Genomic DNA, 20,109 nt, shown 5'->3' with positions numbered 1-20,109 from the left:
GTATTTATGAATAAAGAAGGTCAAATTCGGGTGATTGTTTTAGCACTCATCCGAGATGGTAATAGAATATTTGTTTCTGAAGGATTCGATTCGACAAAACAATCAACATTCTATCGGGCTTTAGGTGGTGGTGTAGAATTTGGCGAAACTAGCCGCATAGCCTTAGCTAGAGAATTTCAAGAAGAAATTCAAGCAGAATTAACAAATATTCGCTATTTAACTTGTATTGAGAACTTATTTACCTTTGACGGTAGACAAGGACATGAAATCATTCAACTCTATGAATGCGACTTTGCTGATTCCCAGTTTTATCAAATCGAAAGTTTAACTTTTGCAGAAACACCAGAACGTCAACATCGCGCATTGTGGGTAGATATTTCTCGGTTTAAATCTGGTGAATTACGATTAGTTCCTGAAGTCTTTTTTGATTATCTATAAACTTAGATCCCCGAACCTAGTAGTCTGTCAACCCGAAAATGACGGGTGAAGGCAAGCAGGGGGAGAAGAGAGGCACCGGGGGTAGGGGAGGGAAGAACAGAAGTTTTTTCCGATCATTACAAAAGAAGGGAACAGGGAACAGGGAACAGGGAACTCTTAACTGGGAGCAAATAAGAAACACTCATTTGCACCAGTTTAAAGCTCAGTCAAAAAAAGGATGTTTTTAAAAGATTCGCACTACTGAAACCTCGTGCAGATTTTTATGAATCTGGACACCCTCAACCCCAGGATGTATTTCTCTTAATTGAAGTTGCAGATAGCAGTCTGGAATATGATAGAGACGTAAAAATTCCTCTCTATGCTAGTAGTGGTATTACTGAAGTTTGGTTAGTTGATATTTATGAACAAGCGATTATTGTTTATCGCTACCCTAGCGAAAATGGTTATAGCGACATTCAAAAACTCAGTCGAGGAGAAAAAATGTCAATTCAAGCATTCCCCGAAGTTAATTTAGTTGTAGATGATATTTTAGGATCAATAATTTCCTAGCCAACCTCTCAATAATATCCAATCCATCTCTTCAGATATTAGTTATTGAGATTGCAGAAATACTAATCAAAGCAATAATGTTTTTTTACGTCCCTGGTAATTTCCCATGTACAAGACATCCCAGCGGGAAAAGTTACTAAGTCTCCCTTACCCATTTGTACCGCTTGTCCTCCATCAGGAGTGACAACAACATTACCTGCTAAAAAGTAGCAAGTTTCTTGATCATCGTAAGTCCAAGAAAATTTAGATATTTCCTTTTCCCAAATTGGCCAGTTGAATACATCTAACTCATTAAGATGTGCAAGATTTGGTTGATGTACGACTTTAATTTCCATGAGTTGTATTTAACAATAAGATTGGATGTCTTCTCCACACTTATCTACTAAATAACATAATGCGCGAAAACGCAAGCCGACAAACTGCTCATACAGTGGGTTGAGTTTGCACATAGGCGGAATGTGAGCAATTTTCCGACCAAAAACTACGATATCACGCTCAAAGGGACATTGGGCAGGAATTAGTTTAGCAATTAATCTAGCAACTTGAGGATTATCAATTTCAATTTCGTCGAACCATTGACGAATTTTTTGCAATAAATCAAACTTATTTTTAACTGAATGGGTTTCTTTGATAGGGTTGACAAAACTAGAGAGAATCATTGGTTGACTATTTGTTTTTAGCATGATGGTAAGTCCTATGTAGATGAGATTGATAAAATTTTGCCAATGTGGCAATTTGCACAACAAATTATCTGGGAAATTTTCACTGAACTTAAAGAACGGTAAAGTAGTTGAACTAATTTTTATTTAAACTGGCTTTGTGTTGAAGAACTGTTCAGTTGAATACAAAATAACAAAGAAAATATAAAAATGGTATAGCCTTAGCTTATGGATTTCTGATATTGAATATAGTAATTTTATATATAAAATCCCCATGAATGGTTGAGAAACGGCACAGTAAGTAATTGGACAAAAATATTTACAGTCATTGCGAGCGAAGGGAAGCAATCACAACCCTTGGAATTGCTTCATTTCACTTTATTTCACTTCGTTTCATATGGCTAACGCCACGCTGCGCTAACGCAATGACATTGTGTAATTAATTCTGTCCCATTACTTAATTCCAGGGAGAATTGCTAGAAACACTGATGTATCTAGCTTTCTCCTCTAGCTGGACTGCATAACCATTAGGAGATGATGACATTAATTTTAGGTGATAGCAGATTCAGAAAAAAGTCGTGGAGGTTACTTTCTCGCAGGGAACAGGGAATAAGGAATTTTCTTCTTCTGACTCCTGACTCGGTGACTGGGCGCAGGCCCTGCGCCCCTACATCTGACAGTTTTCTAGAATATAACTACACAATTCGCAAAAACCATCTCCTTCCGCTGCTGTAGTTATATATGTAGGTTGATGTTGTAACTGATTTTCATAGCCGCGTATATTTGCTACACCTACGGAAATAGGAAAATAACGCTGGTTAAACAAACTTTCATCATTGGGACTGTCACCAACAGTGATCACCTGTTCGGGGAAGTAGGTAGGAAAATATTGACGTAGAACTTTTAATAAACCGACAGCTTTATTTTGTCCTGGGGGTTGAATATGACACTGAACGTTGCTGTAAGTAAATCCCCAACCCATCTGTTGACAAAGATTACCTATTTTTTGTAGTTCCTCGGTTGTCAGTGAGGTAAGATCGAAAGTCCAGTCTGTGACTCGAAATAAATTATCAGCGGATTCTTGAATTTGTGGAAAATAAGTTTGTAAGTTAACAAAAGTTTTGGCTAAATCTTGACGATGGTTAACTAGGTCAGGAATATGGGTGAGTGTGACTGGATCAGAATTATCTGATAGATAAAATAAACCACCATTTTCGGCTATCGCACCGGCTATGGGCATTAAACTACTAATAGCGCTTACCCATCCAGCAGACCGTCCAGTAACAATCAAGACCGGAATTTTAGCTGTGGATAGCCTCTCCAAAGTATTTAGTAATTGAGATGTAAATTTGCCATTTTTAGTGAGTGTCCCATCCATATCTGTTGCCAGTAGGTAAATATGATATGAATGCGTAGATATATCAGACAACTGCTGTATATTAATAAGATGCTTATCCAAGTCCCTAATAGGTTTGTACATATGATATTACCAAGAAAATGTAAAAAATATTTATACCACAGCAACCTACTAAGTAAGATTTGGGTATTATAAACATCAGTAGTTAATAATTTCAGGTTGTAAATTATGGTTAGTACGATTTTTCTGGCTCAATCTTCTGGATCTAAGACAACAAAGACAAATAAAGTCTCACCTGTTATCCACGAGTCTCAGAGTTTACCTCTACCATTGCTACTATTTGCGGGTGGAGGAATGGTTTTAGTGCTGGTTGCTGTGATTGCCTATGGCAGAATCCTCCTGCAAAGGGGTGACAAAAAACTTAAATTTGAACAATTCCGCACGCGAGAATTAGAGAAAAAGTTGAAGTTGGCTTTGGAAACTATTCGCAAAATGGAGACTAATCCAGATTTAGTTCACTCACGAGAATTTAACCTAGATTATCTGCGGATGCGAATGTCAGAGGAGGTATTCCATTTTGCTCTAGTTAATCAAATTAAAATCAAAGTTAAAGATAAGATTTCTCTATCACTGCGTCCTAGCCAAGCTAACCAAGGATCTGTGGGGATTTCTAGTAGCACAGGTAGGCAGGTAGATGAAACGTTTGATGTCGAGTATGAAACTGGTGTAGCGCCCAACATTGTCAAGCGGGTGCTGTTTCGAGCGCAAATTCGGTTAGTGAAGTTACCAACTCAAGCTACTTCTTCTACCATTACTCAAATCATTAATTGTATAGAGACATACCTTAGCCCCAGGGAAGATGACGATACTTGGCAACCTACTATTCAAGGTCGGATTGTTTATATACACTGGGATCAAAAGGCTAAACCGACTCCGTTGCTGGTACTAGAACAGTCAAATGAGGGGGTAAATGTGACATTTAGAACTAGCCGTCAAACTCCTCCGACGAAACAATAGTAGTTAGTAGATTTATCTGATGCAGTTACGATTCAGAAATAATCACCACTTTAAATTACTAACAAATATCGGAAAATTCAACACAGAGACAGACTTTTGGTTAGCAAAATATAAGGCGTATTTAACCAAATTACGAGTTATGCTTAGAAGGAATATTTTGAGCATCACGAGTAAGAAGACCATCTTCCATTTCCACAATGCGATCGGCAATATCTAAGATCCGGTTGTCGTGAGTTACTAGTAGGATGGCAGTTCCCTGTTCTTTGGCTAGACGCTGCATGATTTCTACTACATCACGTCCTGATTGTTTGTCTAATGCGGCTGTTGGTTCATCGGCTAAAACTAGGGGAGGATGATTGACTAAGGCGCGAGCGATCGCTATTCTTTGTTTTTGTCCACCAGATAAATTATCTGGATAGTAGTTAACCCGTTCTTGTAAACCTACAGATGCCAGCATTTCCTCTGACTGAGAAATAGCCGTTGATTGGGAAATACTATTATTTAATTCCACAGCCATTTGCACATTTTGCCGAGCCGTTAAAAAACCCAATAAATTATGAGCTTGGAAAATATAACCAATCTTACGTCTCATGTGTACCAGTTTGTTTTGACTAGCACCACACAATTCATCACCTAAAAATTTTAAACTTCCCTCTTGTACTGACCTTAACCCACCAATCAAACTTAATAAAGTCGTTTTCCCTGAACCAGATGGTCCAGTCATAATCACAATTTCTCCGGCATATATTTCCAAACTAATGTCAAATAGAATCTGTTTTCTCAGCGATCCTTTACCGTAGTAGTGATTGATATTTTTAATAGATATTACAGGTTCTTTGTTGATCATAATAGGGGAGTGTAGGAGTCAGGAGTATTGGGAGTAGGGGGAGTATTGGGAGTGGGGGAGTGGGGGAGTGGGGGGAGTGGGGGGAGTGGGGGGAGTGGGGGGAGTGGGGGAGTGGGGGGAGTGGGGGAAGTTGGGGAAGTTGGGGAAGTAGGGGGAGTGGGGGAAGTAGGGGGAGTGGGGGAGGAAGAAGAATGGTTTTCACCAATGACAAATGACCAATGACCAATGACAACTGACAACTGACAACTGACAAATGACCAATGACAACTGACAACTGACAACTGACAACTGACAACTGACAACTGACAAATGACCAATGACAACTGACAACTGACAACTGACAAATGACCAATGACAACTGACAACTGACAACTGACAACTGACAACTGACAACTGACCAATAACCAATAACCAATCTAAAAAATATCGGCTGGGTCGGCAGAGTTTAATTTCCGAATAGCAATCATCCCGGAAATAAAACACATTAAAATAGTTAACATGATTACCATAATGGCGCGATTATAACTCATAAATATAGGCAAAAGTGTAGCATCTCTAGCAACATTATAAAGAACAAGAGCGCAGCCAAATCCAGGTAAGTAACCAACAACTGCTAATAAAAAAGCCTCTTGAAGAATCACAGTTAGTAAATAATTTTGAGTGTAACCTATAGCTTTGAGCGTAGCATATTCAGATAAATGATCATTGACTTCTGTATACAAAATCTGATAAACAATTACAGTTCCTACAATAAAACCCATAATTGTTCCCAAGGTAAAAATAAAGCCAATAGCCGTACTACTTGCCCAATAATTTCTCTCAAATTCAATAAATTCTTCCTTGGTTAAAACATTAATATCTGTAGGTAGATAACTTCGCAATTCTTGAGCTACCACTATGGGATCAGCCCCAGGTTTTAACTTAATAATACCAATATCAATTAATCCCCGTTGACGGTTATTAAAAATCCGCAAAAAGTTAACATCACTGGTAATTAAATTTCCATCTGCACCAAAAGATGCCCCTAATGTAAATAATCCACCCACCTGAATTTTTCTTCTGCGTACTTCTGCTGTGACAACTTTTCCGGCATTAAAACTATCAGCGATCGGACCATACTCTACCCTAGAAGAACGGTCATATAAAACCACATCAGGCAGTTTAAGTTTATTTAAATTTTCCTCAACTCCGGGTAAATCAAAAAGATTAACTTCTGGATTCATGCCAAAAATTAAGATACTGCGAGGACGACCTGTAACAGGATTTCTCCAGCTTGTATAGTCTAAATATATAGGATGTACTGATTGAACTGTGGGCAAATCTAACGCCTTATATAAACGCCGTTGGGAAAAGGTTTTCATAGCCAAAACAGCATTAGATTGACTGTTAATTAAAACCACGTCGCCAACTAGACTACTGTGCATTCTGACGTTACTGTAATAGAGTGCATCTCGGAAACCTAGCTGCATGAACATTAAAATATCAGCAAAGGCAATACCTGACAAAGCTACGGCTAGGCGAGTTTTTTCTCTTGTCAGTTGTAGCCAAGATAAAGGTATTTTTACTGCCATTTTCTAAATCTTTTGATCTGGATACTAATTAAGTAGTTGAACATGAATATTTGGCATAGAAATATGATGTTAATTCTCATTAATTTCTACGGTGACTTTAGCGTTAGTTAAACCAGAAACTTGCTTGGTAAATTCTGGAGATAGGGCAATTTTCACTTCTACAACTCTGGCATCAATGTCTGCGGCTGGATCATTATTTAAGACATCTTTTTTGCCAATTTTTCTACCAATTGATGTAATTCTGCCTTTTAATTGACCGTTAAATGCGCCGTTGTCACTAGAGATAGTAGCAGTTTGACCTAAACGGACTTTATTAATACTATCTTCAGGAACTTCTGCAACTACGAACATCTGATCTGTTTGTCCAATTTCCGCAATTCCATTTGCTCCCATGATTTCCCCAGATTTGGTATAAATTTTTAATATTTCACCAGAACTAGGAGCTTTAACATAGCTTTGCTGAAGTTCTACTTGAGCTTTTCTCATTAAGGCAATGGCATTAGTAACTTGTGCTTGAGCTACTTGGACACTGAGGGGACTAACTACTAATATTCTGCTCAATCTTTCTCTTTCTTCGTCTATTTGTCTTTGTAAAGTGGAGACAGTTTTGTTGCGGTTGGCTGTGGCTTCAATTAACTGCTGTTGTAAAGTGGCTAGGGTTTTAATTTGATTAGCTCTAGCTTCGGAAACTTGCTGTTGAATGGTATCTATTGCCCGTTTTAAACTAGCTTGACTTTCGATTAACTGCTGATTTGTAGTTAACGCACTTAATCGGCGGCGATCGCGTTCTTGCTGAGAAATAGCACCTTGTTTGTATAAAAATTCATAGCGCCCATAATCTACTTGAGCGTTTCTTTGTTCGGCTCTAATCCGCTCCATATTAGCTTTCAAGGAATTTCTTTGTCCCAGTAGTTCCGCTTCCAAACGATTAACTGTGGCTTGTTGGGCAACTTTCTCACCACTTAACTGGGCAGCAATTCGGCTAATTGTCGCTTGTTGAGCCTCTTTTTCCCCCGCTAATTGGGCTTGTAACCGAGAAATAATGAATCTTTGAGCTTGAGCATCTCTGGGTGGACCAGCACTAACTTGGGCTAAATTTGCACGGGATTCTTGCAATTTAGCTTTGGCTTCTTCTACTACTGCCATACTAGTGTCGCGGCTATCTAAAATTGCCACAACCTGTCCTTGCTGTACTCGTTGTCCTTCTCTGACTAAAAGTTGCTGGACTCGTGAACTCCCTGATAAACCCGCTGGAGCAGAAAGTTTAACTACTTCTCCTCTTGGTTCTAAGCGTCCTATGGCAGTAATACTATTAGGAACTGGGGCTACAGATACAGCAGAAGTCAGTTTTTTTAATTGTTCCATTCTCGCTGTAGCTAAGAACCCAGCAGCTATAGCTACTGGCAAAGCTACGGCAATACTCAACCAAATTTTCGGCTGCTCAAGTGCCTTTTCTGGGGATTTTGATTTTTCATTCACCCTTGACATGATATTTAACCTATTTATCTGAATTATGGTGATGAAACTAAAAAAGTAAATTAGCTGTAATTAAAATCCACAGCAAACTTTATGTAAGACTTACACCTTTTTGGGCTTTTGTTTTGGCAAGTTTATAATTATTGTTGGGTATGATTAACCTTGCATAAACTACACTCTGTGATTATTCAAGTGTATTATCTTGACATGAAAATTTCTGTCTCAAAGCAACCTGGGATACAATAATTGGTAGATTTAATAAATCATTAGTAGTTGAGATTTCACATCTTATTTTTTAGAAGATGTGGGAAACTTCAAAAGTTAAAGTTTACAAGAGAAAATAAAACTTTTGAGTAAATAGGTAAGAATTTTAACAATTAATAATTACTAATTATCAGCCGAAACCAGACAACTAGGAATTTTAGTGATTAACGTTATTTTTCCTCCCAGAAGTCTCAGTGGTGATAACTTCATCTAAATTCTACATTTATCAGTTGAGGGAAAACGTAACGCATTTTACAGATAAGGTAATAGCAATTGGGAGCATCTTAGGACATCATGGCGTAAATAGGTTATTTTTTCTCAAAAAGAACAATAAATGGGGATTGACGGGCGTACAAATGGGGATGACTGGGTGTACAAATGGGGATGACTGGGTGTACAAATGGGGATTGACGGGCGTACAAATGGGGATTGATAGGCGTACAAATGGGGATTGACGGGCGTACAAATGGGGATTGACGGGCGTACAAATGGGGATGACTGGGCGTACAAATGGGGATTGATGGGCGTACAAATGGGGATGACTGGGTGTATAGATGGGGATGACTGGGCGTACAAATGGGGATGACTGGGCGTACAAAGGGGATGACTGGGTGTACAAATGGGGATGACTGGGCGTACAAATGGGGATGACTGGGTGTACAAATGGAGATGACTGGGTGTATAAATGGGGATGACTGGGTGTATAAATGGGGATGACTGGGTGTATAAATGGGGATGACTGGGTGTATAAATGGGGATGACTGGGTGTATAGATGGGGATGACTGGGCGCAGGCCCTGCGCCCCTACTTTCTGACTTTTTTGGGATAGGCTGGATTTTTTTTTGGCGGGACTCACTAAAATCTAGCTTTTTTCACTATCAGGGAGAAATCCGCACCCTAAATTGGGTGAGCATCGCGCTAGGATGTAATACATTAACGGCATAATCTCAGATCATCAGTTGCTATGGAAAATTCCCCCATCAAGTCAGTTCAGGCTTCTTACTACGGCGATAGTTCCTACCGGACACCGCCACCAGATTTAGCTTCTCTACTTTTAAAAGAACGAATTGTCTATCTGGGAATGCCTTTAGTTTCAGCAGATGAATACAAACGGCAAATGGGCGTTGATGTAACCAAGCTAATTATTGCTCAGTTGCTTTATCTGAAATTTGATAATCCAGACAAGCCAATCTTCTTTTACATCAATTCAACGGGTACATCTTGGTATACAGGAGATGCGATCGGCTACGAAACGGAAGCTTTTGCTATCTGTGATACTATTAACTATATCAAAACACCCGTACATACAATTTGCATTGGTCAGGCATTGGGAACAGCAGCACTGATTCTATCTGCCGGAACTAAGGGTCAGCGAGCTAGTTTACCTCATGCCACTATTGTCCTGAATCAACCTCGCAGTGGTACTAGAGGTCAAGCAACAGATATTCAAATTTACGCCAAGGAAGTCTTAGCCAACAAAACGGCTATCTTGGATATTTTCTCTCAAAATACTGGACAGTCTGCCGACAAGATTGCCAAGGACACTGAGCGGATGTTTTATTTGACTCCCCAACAAGCCAAGGAATACGGATTGATTGATCGCGTTCTCGAAAGCATGAAGGATCTGCCGAAACCTTTACCAATGATTGTTTAAGTTGGTTCTCATCATCTCTAATTTCTTCTAATTATCCCTATGGCTGTTGATTCATCACTAAAAGTTCCTTATAACATTCCTGGTGGTAACCAGTGGCAGTGGGTCAGTATTGATCAACGGATGGCGCAGGAGCGGATTCTCTTCTTGAATCGTCCACTGGATACGACTCTGGCTAACTCCCTGATGTCTGCCATGCTGTATCTGGAGTCGGACGATCAGAGTAAGCCAATCTACCTTTATATCAATTCTTTGGGTGATCCTGTGCTGGCTGGTATGGATGAAAGTTTGGGAATGATGTCAATTAGGGCTTGTTTGTCAGTTTATGACACAATCCAGTACATCAAGTCAGAAATTATTACTATCTGTTTGGGTCAAGCAGTGGGTATGGCAGCATTGATTCTATCATCTGGGGCGAAGGGAAAAAGATTCAGTCTACCTCATGCCAATATTGCTCTGACTCAGTCTAGTGTGGCTACTCAGGGTCAAGCAACAGATATTCAAGTGAATGCGGAAGAGGTGTTGCAGAAAGAAAAGATAATTTTTGATATTTTTTCCCAAAATACGGGACAGACAGCCGAAAAAATCTCGAAAGATAGTGAACGTATTTTCTATATGACTCCCCAGGAAGCGAAGGAATACGGAATAATTGATCGGGTGCTAGAAAGTACCAAGAATTTGCCAAGCTCTATTTGAGTTTGCTCTCTATTTTGGATTCTGGCTTCTCAACTTTGACGGAAATTCTCCAGTTCTATTCTCATAGTCTTCACTAAAATTGTCCTATGCCTATTGGTATTCCCAAAGTTCCTTATCGTCTCCCAGGTAGCACCTATGAACAATGGATCGATCTCGAAGATCGTCTATTTCGGGAGCGCATTATTTTTTTGACGGAGGAAGTAGATGATGGTATCGCTAATGCGATTGTCGCTTATTTGCTCTATTTAGATTCTGATGATCAAACTAAGCCAATTTATTTGTATATCAATTCTCCCGGTGGTTCGGTGACTGCGGGATTGGCGATTTACGACACTATGCAACACATTAAGTCTGAGGTGGTGACAATTTGTGTTGGTTTAGCTGCTTCTATGGGATCTTTTCTGTTGGCTGCGGGGACAAAGGGGAAGCGGATGGCTTTGCCTCACTCCCGAATTATGATTCATCAACCTTCAGGTGGAACTCGTGGTCAGGCAAGCGATATCGCCATTGAGGCTAGGGAGATTTTACGGCTTCGTCACCAGTTAAATCAAATTTATGTTGATAATACTGGTCAATCTTTAGAGAAAATCGAGAAGGACATGAATCGTGACTTTTTTATGTCTGCTCAAGAAGCTAAGGAATACGGTTTAATTGATCGTGTGATTGAAGAACGTATTTAAATAGGGGAAAATGATTCAAAATTCAAGCTGTAAGGTTCAAAAGTCTGAGTTTCTCGGTTTGAATTTTTAGTTTTGAATTTTGAATTGAAGTCAAACGAAGCAACATGGATGTTGAAGATTATTACCGGATATTAGGTTTAAGGTCGGGAGTTTCTTTTGCTGATGTTAAAGCGTCCTATCGCCGGTTGGTTCAGCAGTATCATCCTGATATCAACCCAGATGATCTCAAAGCAAAAGATAAGTTTATTGCGGTAACTGAGGCTTATAAGTTTCTCCAAACGGTTTTACCGCCGGAGGAAATTAACCCAAGGACTAGTGCGACAGAAGTGCAAACTCAACCAGCAGCACCGAAAACAATGGTTACACCTCGTCCACAAAATTTGCAGGAGATTGAACAGCGGTTAAAGTGGAAGACTTATGAGCAATTACAGCGGTTTTTACAGGAAAAACGGTTTCCCCACGCGATCGCTCTAGCAGAGGCTTTAGTGGCGCGTTTACCGGGGGATGGGGAGGTGCGTCAATGGTTGGCGATCGCTTATCAAATCTGGGGAAGAGCTTTAATTACGCAAAAACAACTCCCAAAAGCCAGAATTTATCTGAAAAAAGCCTTAAAAACTGACCCGTACAATAAAACTTTATGGTCTGAAGTTCAGCAAGATTTTCAACGTTTGGAATTAAAGCTTTAGTAATTGGTAATTGGTAATGGGTAATGGGTGATTGGTAAGAGTTTATTATTGATTCATTCTTTATTTTTGAATTGTTTATTTCTCTGCGTGGATGTAATCTACAAAGTAGAATTTAGGAATGAGCGAAAATTTCAGCCAACTGTAAGCGCCTAAACCTAAAAGTGCCGTAATTACCAATGGTAAACCTAGCTGTAACCGCCAATAATCTGGTAATACAGCTACTCCAGATATAACAATTACAAAATATGCTAAAAGTCCTATTTGCAACCTTTCTAGATTTTTAACTGCGGTGCGACAACTACTACAATGCTGAGTATGTTGTTTATATCTATCCAACATTTCTGCATGATTATCATTAATAGGTGCAGGTTCACTTACATCAATTCCTACTTCATGCCAAGGCAATTTACCCTGACAATATTTATCAAACCAATTACGAAATTCAATTACTAATTTATCAGCATTTGTTGGTAACTTATAAGCAGTTTTCCAACTTTCATGTAATTGTTTCTTCTGCAATAAATACTCTTGCTGATTTAGTAGCATCATATCCCCATCTAATACTAGATTTCTTTCATGAATATGATTCCACCAACGAGGAATAAAGCGATGTAAAGTCTTAGCGAAATTGCGGGAAAATTGAGCAACTATTCTCGATTTACCAGGAGATACAGGAATAGCATACACCAGTAAACCTAATTTTTTGCCAGTATTACCAAGATTAATGGTATATTCTAATCTACAAGGTGGTTCAAATGTAATAGTTGTGGGTAAACCCCTTTCGATATTTACTTCAATTAAATTAATGGTTGATTTGACTATATTAAGAGGTATAGGTCTAGCTTTTTCTCTATTACCTTGAACTCCATGATGAGAAAAAGGAACATGACTAGGATCTGCTACATTTTCTATTAATGTTTGCCAATCGTATTCCAAATCTCGAACATAATTCGACCACACAAATCCTTTTTCTGCATCTATTTGGGGTGATAAAGGTAAAGGTGTATTTTCAGCTATTGCTGCTGTTTTTTGATCTGGCCACACCCAAAGTAGTTCCTGTTGTTGACGAACAGGAAAGGAAACAACACAAAAATTTTCTTTATTTTTGGCAATAATTTCTGGGTTTTCTGCTTGGGGAACGCGCTGACAAATGCCATTTTCATTAAATTCCCAACCGTGATAACTACACATTAAGTTACCTGTTTTAGTTTCTATTCTACCTTCGCTTAATGGTGCGAGACGGTGGGGACATTGATCCAAAAATACCCGATATGTTTCTGATTTTGTAGGTTTCCAAATTACTAATCTTTTTCCTAATAATGTAATGGATTTTGGTTTTTGTGGTTCTAAGTCTTCTATAGGTATGACTGGATACCAGTGCTGAAAGAAATTAAATTCAGATTGCATATTGCTTCTAAGAGATAAAACAAGTACACTACTGATAGTATACTGTCACAATAATTTTAATTTCTCGAACTATTCAAATTCACCATGGCCAATCCTTTTTTTCCAGGTAGACCAGTTCCTCCAGAACATTTTGTCGGACGGACATCAGAAATTAACTTTGCTCTTGACCAAATCTATAATCATAGCCATTTTGCCATTTGGGGTGGTCCAGGGATGGGTAAGACTTCCTTTTTAAGGAAACTTGCTTCTGAACAAGCATTAGCACAACATGGAATAAATGTATCTCAAGCTGTAATTGTACTACTCAACGGACAAGATATTAAGCCCTTCACTCCTGCTGGTTTTTGGCAAAAAGTATTAAATCTGCTACATGATAAATTAGATAATGAACCACAATTACAAGCAGAAATTAGTCCATTACTTGAAAAACCAGTTACAAATGATAGTCTGCGTAAGGCATTAAAGAACCTGGGTAAAAAGGATAAATTTTTAATATTGTTGGTAGATGACTTTGATGCAGCTTTGGTAACAAATGACAAGTATACTGAAGCTGACATGGAAACATTTTTAGCTCAATGTCGTAGTTTGGCTGTTAGTGGTGACGAAAGTGAATACCTGTCAATGATTGTTACTTCATTGGAACGTCTCAGTAAACTAGGTCCTAAACCTAACCCCAATGCTTCTCCTTGGTATAATCATTACGTATTCCAATCGCTGAAATTGTTTAATACAAGCGAGTTGGTTGAACTATTGACAATAATTAGACCACCAACATTACGGGGTGAAATTATCAATATTACAGGTGGACATCCGATTTTAGTACAAACTGCTGGTTTCTTACTATACAGAGAGATACAACCTGAGAATAGAGCTAATATTAACACATTTGCACAGAGTTTTGAAAGAGATACCCAACAAATTTTCCAAACAATTTGGAACAGATGTGATGAAATAGACCAAGCCTTATTAATGCTAATTGCTTTGTTAGATATGGAGGGTCATATAGAGGAGATCAAATTTAATTTGAGTGGAGTGGGACGCATTCTGACACAACATAGTACATTTTTAACAAAACTAGAAGAACAGGGGATAATTAATTCCATTGCTGCACCAACAGGAAAGTTTTACTCTTTTACTTCATTACTGATGAAAAAATGGGTAATTCAGCAGATTTTGAATACTCCAGAAAAATTAATTACAGACAGAGAAAAAGTATTTATCAATCTGATTAGTCGTGGACAAGTAAAGAAGGTTACAGACGTAGTTACCTGGTTAGGAAATAATCCAGACAAAGTACGATCTGTCCTAGATTGGATTGTGAAAGTAGTTCCAGTATTTCCTAAATAAACTTTGTAGTAGGGAGGTTTTATTGAACTTCTCTACTAAGTTTATAGACAATGATTGCTCTGAGATTAAACTTATAAGTTGTGAGAAGATGAAATATGACTAGTTTACCTCCAAATAGATTTCCTCCAAATCCTTATATAGTAGGTGATACGATTAGAGACCCCAAAAAAATTGTTGGAAGAGAAGATATATTCGGCAAGATTAATGACAATCTTGAACAAACATTAATTTTATTGTATGGTCAACGACGGATTGGTAAATCATCTGTACTTAATCAAATTTCTAACAAGGTTGCTGGAGATAACTTCGTTTTTATTAATTGTGATTTTCAACACTTAGGAGAATCATCTATCGAAGTAATTTTATGCTTAATAACAGATAACGTTATAAAAGTTTTAGAAGACAAATTACCAAAATATGACTTAATAAACTTAATAATAAAAGTTTTAGAAGACAAATTACCAAAAAATGAAAATCATGAATTAATAGACTTAATAAAGTATTTAACAGAGAATATACAAACTGATATTAATATTTTTTCTAAGAAGTTTTTGCCAGAAATTTATAAAGAATTAGGCGATAAAAAACTAGCTTTGCTTTTTGACGAATTTGATGTTGTGAGTGAACTAGAAACAAAAATTAATTCGACTTCAAATAGTATAAGTTTTCTTAATTATATTATGCAACTGCTGGATAAAAATAAGAAAATATGTGTTATTCCGGTAGTAGGAAGACATATTTCAAAATTACCAAAATTACGTTCTTTCTTGAAAGAAGCACCCAATATAGAAATTTCTTTATTGGATAAAAGTAATAATGAAAAATTAATTACTCAACCGGCTGAGGGAGTTTTACAATATAATGAAGAGGCAATAGAAAGAATTTATGGACTAACATCTGGACATCCATATCTTACGCAAGCCGTTTGTTTTGCTATTTATAATTTAGCAAGCAATCGCTATAAAGGGAAGAACCAGGTAAGTTATCCTCTAGATATCACTATTCAAGATGTTGAAGCTATTGTAGATATAGCAATTGGATTAGCTGAATCTGGTTTAGACGGATTTTGGAGTAATTTAATTTCTGAACAGAAAGTTATTCTTGCCGCAGCAGCAGAGGCTGAAAATATAGAGATTGAACCAGAAGAATTTATTGACACAACACTACCAATATCATTACTAAAACTATTAGCAGATTATGGAATAGTACGAGCAGAATATTTAAATAAAGCATACCAACAATTAGTTGAATATGAATTTCTAGATGTTAAAAGAAATAGCAAAGAAGCCAAAGTTAAAATAAAAGTTAAAATAGAATTAGTACGTCGTTGGTTAGTGAAAAGGCATCACCTAAAAGACCTAAAAGATGAGATTAGTGAATTACAAGAACTTGATAAAAATGATGTTAATCATCTTTTGTCGGCAGCTAATAGCCAAAGAGAAAAAAGTAATTATTCACAAGCAATAGGAATTTATCAACAAGCGTTAGAACTTAATCCCAACAATTTTACAACTGTAGTTTCTTTAGCTGAACAATATTTAAAGATAGGAGACGTAGATAAAGCCTGTGAACTTTACAAACGAGCTTATTTATTTTATTCTATGAATAATAAACAATCTAATCTTTTAGAGCATTTATTAAGTTTAGCAAAAGTATACTCTGATGCAAAAAAGTTTGATCAATCTTTAGAATTATACACAATAGCTTACGAAATTGATCCAGAAAGTAGCAAAGATGGTCTTTTGAGAACACGAGAAAATTATATACATGAATTGATAGTTAATAGAGAATGGACTAAGGCAAGACAACAATGTGAGTTGATTTTACAAATTGATCCTAACAGCGAAATTGCTCAAAAAAGACTAAGAGAAATTAATATCTTTAATTCCAACAACAATCTACCAACTGAAAATAAAAAGACTGAAGATATAAATAAAAATTCTATAGCAACTCCAAATTGGCTGAAGCGTGGTTCAATATTGATAACATCTATAGGATTAGCGGGAATTGTAGTTATTGGTACAGGGATTTCTCAAGTTTTCAGAACTTGTCCAACAGGTGAAAGAAAGGAATTAGGTGTTTTTTGTGTAGTAGATAATAGTAGAATTAGTCGAGGCGATCGCACTTTATTTCCTAGTATTAACAATATCCCTCGTGACCAAGGTATTCAATCTTTCAAAAAGGCTGATTATCAACAGGCTGCTCAATTATTTAAAAAAGCTGTAGAAGCAAATCCAAATGACCCAGAAGTGCGAATTTATTATAATAATGCCCTAACTCGTCAACAAGGATCTCCTTTTACCTTAGCAGTAGTTGTACCAGTAGGCACAAATATAACTGATGCTCAAGAAATTTTACGTGGTGTAGCGCAAGCACAAGATCAATTTAATCAAAATAAAGGACTTAATGGTAGGTTAGTAGAAATTGTCATCGCTAATGATATTAATAAGGAGCAAGCCAAACAAGTAGCTCAAGAATTAGTGAAAGATGCTTCAATACTTGGAATAATTGGACATAATTCTAGTGATGCTACTCAAGTTGCACTACCAGAATACGCAAAAGCAGGATTAGCAGTTATCTCTCCTACTAGCACTAGCATTTTACTCAATAACCCGGTTTTCTTTAGAGCAGTTTATTCTGATGAAAGTGGGGGTAAAAAACTCGCTGAATATACTTATAAGAATTTGAAATTAAGTAAAGCAGTCATCTTTGCTAATCCTAACAGTCCCTATAGTAACAGCATTAGAGAGGTATTCACAAATGAATTTGAAAAACTAGGGGGTAAGGTAGTTCCTAAACCGATGATTGATTTAACTGCTACTACATTTGACGCTGAAAAAGAAGTTGCGAAAAGTGTATATGGTGAGAAAGTACAAGCAGCGTTGTTATTTCCAGATACACAAAGCATTAATATTGCTATGAAAATTACTAAAGAGATTACCAATAGGAACGAAAGACTCAGAAACAGTCCTCAAAATTCGCCAATACGACAATTAAAAATGTTAAGTGGAGATACTCTTTATAAGAATGAAACTTTGGATAGAGGTGGAAAAGATGCCGAAGGTTTAATAATTGCCATACCCTGGTTTAGAGATACACCACAAACTAAACCTTTTGCTGAAAAATCAAATCAACTATGGGGAGGAGGTATTAGTTGGCGGACTGCAACTAGCTATGATGCAACTCAGGCTTTTATTAAAGCTTTATCTAACAATCCATCACGGACTACAGTATTAGAAAGATTACAAAAGGTAAACCTCGATAGTAGTGAAACATCAGGCTATCCACTTCAGTTTACAGAAGACAGAGAACGTAAGGGTGAATCTATTCTTGTGCAAATTAAGGATGGTAAATTTGTAGAAATTAAATAAGAGATTTCACTGATGAAATTAATACTGTTAGGGATATTATAAGAAGATGATTACTTTTTCCAAGCCACAAAGGAATCCATATATTGTTGGCCGTCCAGTTGACCAACCGTTGCTTTTTGGTCGAGAAAGCCTATTTTCGTCTATTAAAGATGATCTTGAACATAATCGAAATATCATCTTGTTACATGGTCAACGAAGAATTGGTAAATCATCGGTGATTAGGAATATACCTTCTCAACTTAGTGATTTAAATGAATTTGTTTTTGTTACGTTTAATTTAGAATATTATAGTCAAGAATCACTCAGTAGAATTTTAGCCGAGTTAGCTAAAGAAATAATTAGTGACCTTTCCTTAGATGATAAAAATATAAATTTACCGGAAATTACGGAGTTAGAATTAGAACCTGAAATTTTTTATAATAAATTTTTACCGCAAGTATATCAAGCGTTAAACAATAAACGTTTGGTATTCCTAATTGATGAATTTGATGCTTTGCTAAATAGTAATAATCCTGAATTATTAAAACAGGTTTATCAATATTATGAATCTTTGATAATTAATTTTAGAAAAAAATTATTTTTAATTTTATTAATAGAACAAAAATCAATAAATAATCGAAGGATAAGTAAGATATTTAATAAGGATGTATCGAGGAGAAAAATTGGGCTATTAGACGAAAACAGTACCAAAAATTTGATTATTAAACCAGCCGAAAATATCCTTGAGTATAAAGAAGATGCAATAGAAGCAATTTTTAATTTATCAGCAGGACATCCTTATCTTATTCAAGCAATATGTTTTACTATTTTTGGTAGAGCGCGAGAAAATGATCATTGGAAAGTTAATAAAGAAGACGTAGAAGCTATTATAAATAAAGCAATTGAAATATCTGAAGCTGGGTTAGCATGGTTTTGGGACGGATTTTCTATTCCAGAAAAAATTGTTTTTGCAGCAATAGCAGAAGCTCAAGAAAGTTCAGAAAATTATGTTGCATTAATAAAAAGATTTAGACCTGATACAGAAGATAAACAAATTATCCAAATGGAACAGTTCCTAAGAAGCAATGGTTTTTTAGATGAAATAGAGCAGAAAGTAAAAATAGAATTAGTCCGTCGTTGGATTATACAGCGTCACCCACTAAGAGAAGAAATTAGTGAGTTAGATAAAATTGAGCAAAAAAAAAATCAGATTGATATAGAATTGCAAGAAGAAAATATTGTAAATGGGGATAACAATCAAATAGTTATCTCTGATATCAGAGATCAATCTATTCCTAATGCAAGAACTACTGTTGAGAAAACTACTTCAGTTAAATCTAATCTAATTTTTTTAGCTGCAATAGGAACTATAGTAACAATTATTTTAGCTGTTCTAGTTACTTTTGTTTCTCGTTCCTGTCTACCAGGACAACAAAAACAATTTGGTATTTCTTGTGTACCACAAGAGAATAATAACATTAGTCGAGGCGATCACACTTTATTTCCTAATATTAACAATACCTCTCGTGATCAAGGTATTGAAGCTTTCAAAAAGGGTGATTATCAACAAGCTGCTGAATTATTTAAAAAAGCTGGTGAAAACAATAAAGATGACCCAGAAGTGTTAATTTATTATAACAATAGTTTAGCACGTCAGCAGGGTTCTCCTCGGACTTTAGGCGTAGTTGTACCAATAGATAAAAATACAAGTGATGCTCAAGAAATTTTACGAGGTGTAGCACAAGCACAAGATCAATTCAATCGTAACTTCAAGGGTAGGTTAGTAGAAATTGTCATCGCTAATGATAGTAATACGGAGCAAGCCAAACAAGTAGCTCAAGAATTAGTGAAAGATACTTCAATACTGGGAATAATTGGACATGATTCTAGTGATGCTACTGAAGTTGCACTACCAGAATACGCAGAAGCAGGATTAAAAATAATATTTCCTACTTCACCTACCAAAACTTCTACCATCAACTATGCCTACCATGCAACTCAGGATTTTATTAAAGCTTTATCATCTTCAAATAACCCCACACGGGCTACAGTATTAGAAAAACTTAAAAAATGAGCGATTTTTATTGTACACATCAAGAGTGGTAAATTTAGGA

Annotated in this window: 17 protein-coding genes; 10 read left to right on the top strand and 7 right to left on the bottom strand. The window is 36.7% G+C overall.

Annotated elements, in window-relative coordinates; translation table 11 throughout:
• The first annotated feature begins 6 nt into the window (after positions 1 to 6).
• Both NG743_RS01020 and NG743_RS26640 read left to right on the top strand, forming a co-directional pair.
• Positions 7 to 438, top strand: coding sequence for an NUDIX hydrolase (locus tag NG743_RS01020; protein WP_027400913.1), 432 nt, complete (start codon positions 7 to 9; stop codon positions 436 to 438).
• A gap of 183 nt (positions 439 to 621) precedes the next feature.
• On the top strand, positions 622 to 987 hold the full coding sequence (locus tag NG743_RS26640) for a Uma2 family endonuclease (protein ID WP_306459863.1): 366 nt from the start codon (positions 622 to 624) through the stop codon (positions 985 to 987).
• A 62-nt stretch (positions 988 to 1,049) separates the two neighbouring features.
• On the opposite strand, the gene NG743_RS01010 is transcribed toward NG743_RS26640, so the two are convergent.
• The 3 genes from NG743_RS01010 to NG743_RS01000 form a co-directional block, all read right to left on the bottom strand.
• Entirely contained in the window at positions 1,050 to 1,322 is a 273-nt protein-coding gene (locus tag NG743_RS01010) for a cupin domain-containing protein (protein ID WP_027400915.1), read from the bottom strand.
• Positions 1,323 to 1,331: 9 nt separating this feature from the next.
• Positions 1,332 to 1,670, bottom strand: coding sequence for a Mo-dependent nitrogenase C-terminal domain-containing protein (locus NG743_RS01005; protein WP_027400916.1), 339 nt, complete (start codon positions 1,668 to 1,670; stop codon positions 1,332 to 1,334).
• 643 nt (positions 1,671 to 2,313) lie between these two features.
• On the bottom strand, positions 2,314 to 3,126 hold the full coding sequence (locus NG743_RS01000; protein ID WP_257121299.1) for an HAD family hydrolase: 813 nt from the start codon (positions 3,124 to 3,126) through the stop codon (positions 2,314 to 2,316).
• 105 nt (positions 3,127 to 3,231) lie between these two features.
• On the opposite strand from NG743_RS01000, the gene NG743_RS00995 reads away from it, so the two are divergent.
• The gene (locus NG743_RS00995; RefSeq protein WP_152540406.1) at positions 3,232 to 4,020 is read left to right on the top strand and encodes a hypothetical protein; all 789 of its coding nucleotides are present in this window, start codon (positions 3,232 to 3,234) and stop codon (positions 4,018 to 4,020) included.
• A 130-nt stretch (positions 4,021 to 4,150) separates the two neighbouring features.
• Here the strand turns inward: NG743_RS00995 and NG743_RS00990 are convergent, their stop codons facing one another.
• From NG743_RS00990 to NG743_RS00980, 3 genes are all read right to left on the bottom strand, one after another.
• Positions 4,151 to 4,867: a DevA family ABC transporter ATP-binding protein gene (locus NG743_RS00990; RefSeq protein ID WP_027400919.1), complete on the bottom strand. Its 717-nt coding sequence runs from the start codon at positions 4,865 to 4,867 to the stop codon at positions 4,151 to 4,153.
• A 416-nt stretch (positions 4,868 to 5,283) separates the two neighbouring features.
• A complete protein-coding gene (gene devC / locus NG743_RS00985) occupies positions 5,284 to 6,438 on the bottom strand; it encodes an ABC transporter permease DevC (protein ID WP_027400920.1) in 1,155 nt (384 codons plus the stop codon).
• 69 nt (positions 6,439 to 6,507) lie between these two features.
• Positions 6,508 to 7,926 (bottom strand): HlyD family efflux transporter periplasmic adaptor subunit, encoded by a 1,419-nt coding sequence (locus NG743_RS00980; RefSeq protein ID WP_027400921.1) that lies wholly within the window; start codon positions 7,924 to 7,926, stop codon positions 6,508 to 6,510.
• 1,216 nt (positions 7,927 to 9,142) lie between these two features.
• Between NG743_RS00980 and NG743_RS00975 the strand changes: the two genes are divergently transcribed.
• From NG743_RS00975 to NG743_RS00960, 4 genes are all read left to right on the top strand, one after another.
• Positions 9,143 to 9,832 carry an ATP-dependent Clp protease proteolytic subunit gene (locus NG743_RS00975; protein ID WP_027400923.1) on the top strand — a complete coding sequence of 230 codons (690 nt, stop codon included), beginning with the start codon at positions 9,143 to 9,145 and terminating at the stop codon, positions 9,830 to 9,832.
• Positions 9,833 to 9,871: 39 nt separating this feature from the next.
• A complete protein-coding gene (locus NG743_RS00970; protein WP_027400924.1) occupies positions 9,872 to 10,525 on the top strand; it encodes an ATP-dependent Clp protease proteolytic subunit in 654 nt (217 codons plus the stop codon).
• A gap of 86 nt (positions 10,526 to 10,611) precedes the next feature.
• The gene (locus NG743_RS00965; protein ID WP_027400925.1) at positions 10,612 to 11,205 is read left to right on the top strand and encodes an ATP-dependent Clp protease proteolytic subunit; all 594 of its coding nucleotides are present in this window, start codon (positions 10,612 to 10,614) and stop codon (positions 11,203 to 11,205) included.
• 104 nt (positions 11,206 to 11,309) lie between these two features.
• Positions 11,310 to 11,891 carry a J domain-containing protein gene (locus NG743_RS00960; protein WP_257121298.1) on the top strand — a complete coding sequence of 194 codons (582 nt, stop codon included), beginning with the start codon at positions 11,310 to 11,312 and terminating at the stop codon, positions 11,889 to 11,891.
• A gap of 75 nt (positions 11,892 to 11,966) precedes the next feature.
• Here the strand turns inward: NG743_RS00960 and NG743_RS00955 are convergent, their stop codons facing one another.
• Positions 11,967 to 13,298 carry an aromatic ring-hydroxylating dioxygenase subunit alpha gene (locus NG743_RS00955; protein ID WP_257121297.1) on the bottom strand — a complete coding sequence of 444 codons (1,332 nt, stop codon included), beginning with the start codon at positions 13,296 to 13,298 and terminating at the stop codon, positions 11,967 to 11,969.
• A gap of 84 nt (positions 13,299 to 13,382) precedes the next feature.
• Between NG743_RS00955 and NG743_RS00950 the strand changes: the two genes are divergently transcribed.
• The 3 genes from NG743_RS00950 to NG743_RS00940 all read left to right on the top strand — a co-directional run bounded on the left by NG743_RS00950 (position 13,383) and on the right by NG743_RS00940 (position 20,069).
• The gene (locus NG743_RS00950) at positions 13,383 to 14,645 is read left to right on the top strand and encodes an ATP-binding protein (RefSeq protein WP_027400928.1); all 1,263 of its coding nucleotides are present in this window, start codon (positions 13,383 to 13,385) and stop codon (positions 14,643 to 14,645) included.
• Between the two features lie 95 nt (positions 14,646 to 14,740).
• Positions 14,741 to 18,016 carry an ABC transporter substrate-binding protein gene (locus NG743_RS00945; RefSeq protein WP_257121296.1) on the top strand — a complete coding sequence of 1,092 codons (3,276 nt, stop codon included), beginning with the start codon at positions 14,741 to 14,743 and terminating at the stop codon, positions 18,014 to 18,016.
• Between the two features lie 46 nt (positions 18,017 to 18,062).
• The gene (locus NG743_RS00940; protein WP_257121295.1) at positions 18,063 to 20,069 is read left to right on the top strand and encodes an ATP-binding protein; all 2,007 of its coding nucleotides are present in this window, start codon (positions 18,063 to 18,065) and stop codon (positions 20,067 to 20,069) included.
• The last annotated feature ends 40 nt before the right edge of the window (positions 20,070 to 20,109 follow it).

It is taken from the genome of Dolichospermum heterosporum TAC447 (assembly GCF_024584745.1).
Classification (GTDB): domain Bacteria; phylum Cyanobacteriota; class Cyanobacteriia; order Cyanobacteriales; family Nostocaceae; genus Dolichospermum; species Dolichospermum heterosporum.
The sequence above is the reverse complement of the archived record's forward strand: the minus strand, read 5'-3'. Positions and strand labels throughout refer to the sequence as shown.

Coding starts and splice junctions, on each gene's coding strand:
- NG743_RS01000 (WP_257121299.1), bottom strand. CDS start 3,126: ATGTACAAACCTATTAGGGACTTGGATAAGCATCTTATTAATATACAG.
- NG743_RS01010 (WP_027400915.1), bottom strand. CDS start 1,322: ATGGAAATTAAAGTCGTACATCAACCAAATCTTGCACATCTTAATGAG.
- NG743_RS00995 (WP_152540406.1), top strand. CDS start 3,232: ATGGTTAGTACGATTTTTCTGGCTCAATCTTCTGGATCTAAGACAACA.
- NG743_RS00970 (WP_027400924.1), top strand. CDS start 9,872: ATGGCTGTTGATTCATCACTAAAAGTTCCTTATAACATTCCTGGTGGT.
- NG743_RS01005 (WP_027400916.1), bottom strand. CDS start 1,670: ATGCTAAAAACAAATAGTCAACCAATGATTCTCTCTAGTTTTGTCAAC.
- NG743_RS00960 (WP_257121298.1), top strand. CDS start 11,310: ATGGATGTTGAAGATTATTACCGGATATTAGGTTTAAGGTCGGGAGTT.
- NG743_RS00975 (WP_027400923.1), top strand. CDS start 9,143: ATGGAAAATTCCCCCATCAAGTCAGTTCAGGCTTCTTACTACGGCGAT.
- NG743_RS01020 (WP_027400913.1), top strand. CDS start 7: ATGAATAAAGAAGGTCAAATTCGGGTGATTGTTTTAGCACTCATCCGA.
- NG743_RS00965 (WP_027400925.1), top strand. CDS start 10,612: ATGCCTATTGGTATTCCCAAAGTTCCTTATCGTCTCCCAGGTAGCACC.
- NG743_RS00950 (WP_027400928.1), top strand. CDS start 13,383: ATGGCCAATCCTTTTTTTCCAGGTAGACCAGTTCCTCCAGAACATTTT.
- NG743_RS00945 (WP_257121296.1), top strand. CDS start 14,741: ATGACTAGTTTACCTCCAAATAGATTTCCTCCAAATCCTTATATAGTA.
- NG743_RS00990 (WP_027400919.1), bottom strand. CDS start 4,867: ATGATCAACAAAGAACCTGTAATATCTATTAAAAATATCAATCACTAC.
- NG743_RS00980 (WP_027400921.1), bottom strand. CDS start 7,926: ATGTCAAGGGTGAATGAAAAATCAAAATCCCCAGAAAAGGCACTTGAG.
- devC (WP_027400920.1), bottom strand. CDS start 6,438: ATGGCAGTAAAAATACCTTTATCTTGGCTACAACTGACAAGAGAAAAA.
- NG743_RS00955 (WP_257121297.1), bottom strand. CDS start 13,298: ATGCAATCTGAATTTAATTTCTTTCAGCACTGGTATCCAGTCATACCT.
- NG743_RS00940 (WP_257121295.1), top strand. CDS start 18,063: ATGATTACTTTTTCCAAGCCACAAAGGAATCCATATATTGTTGGCCGT.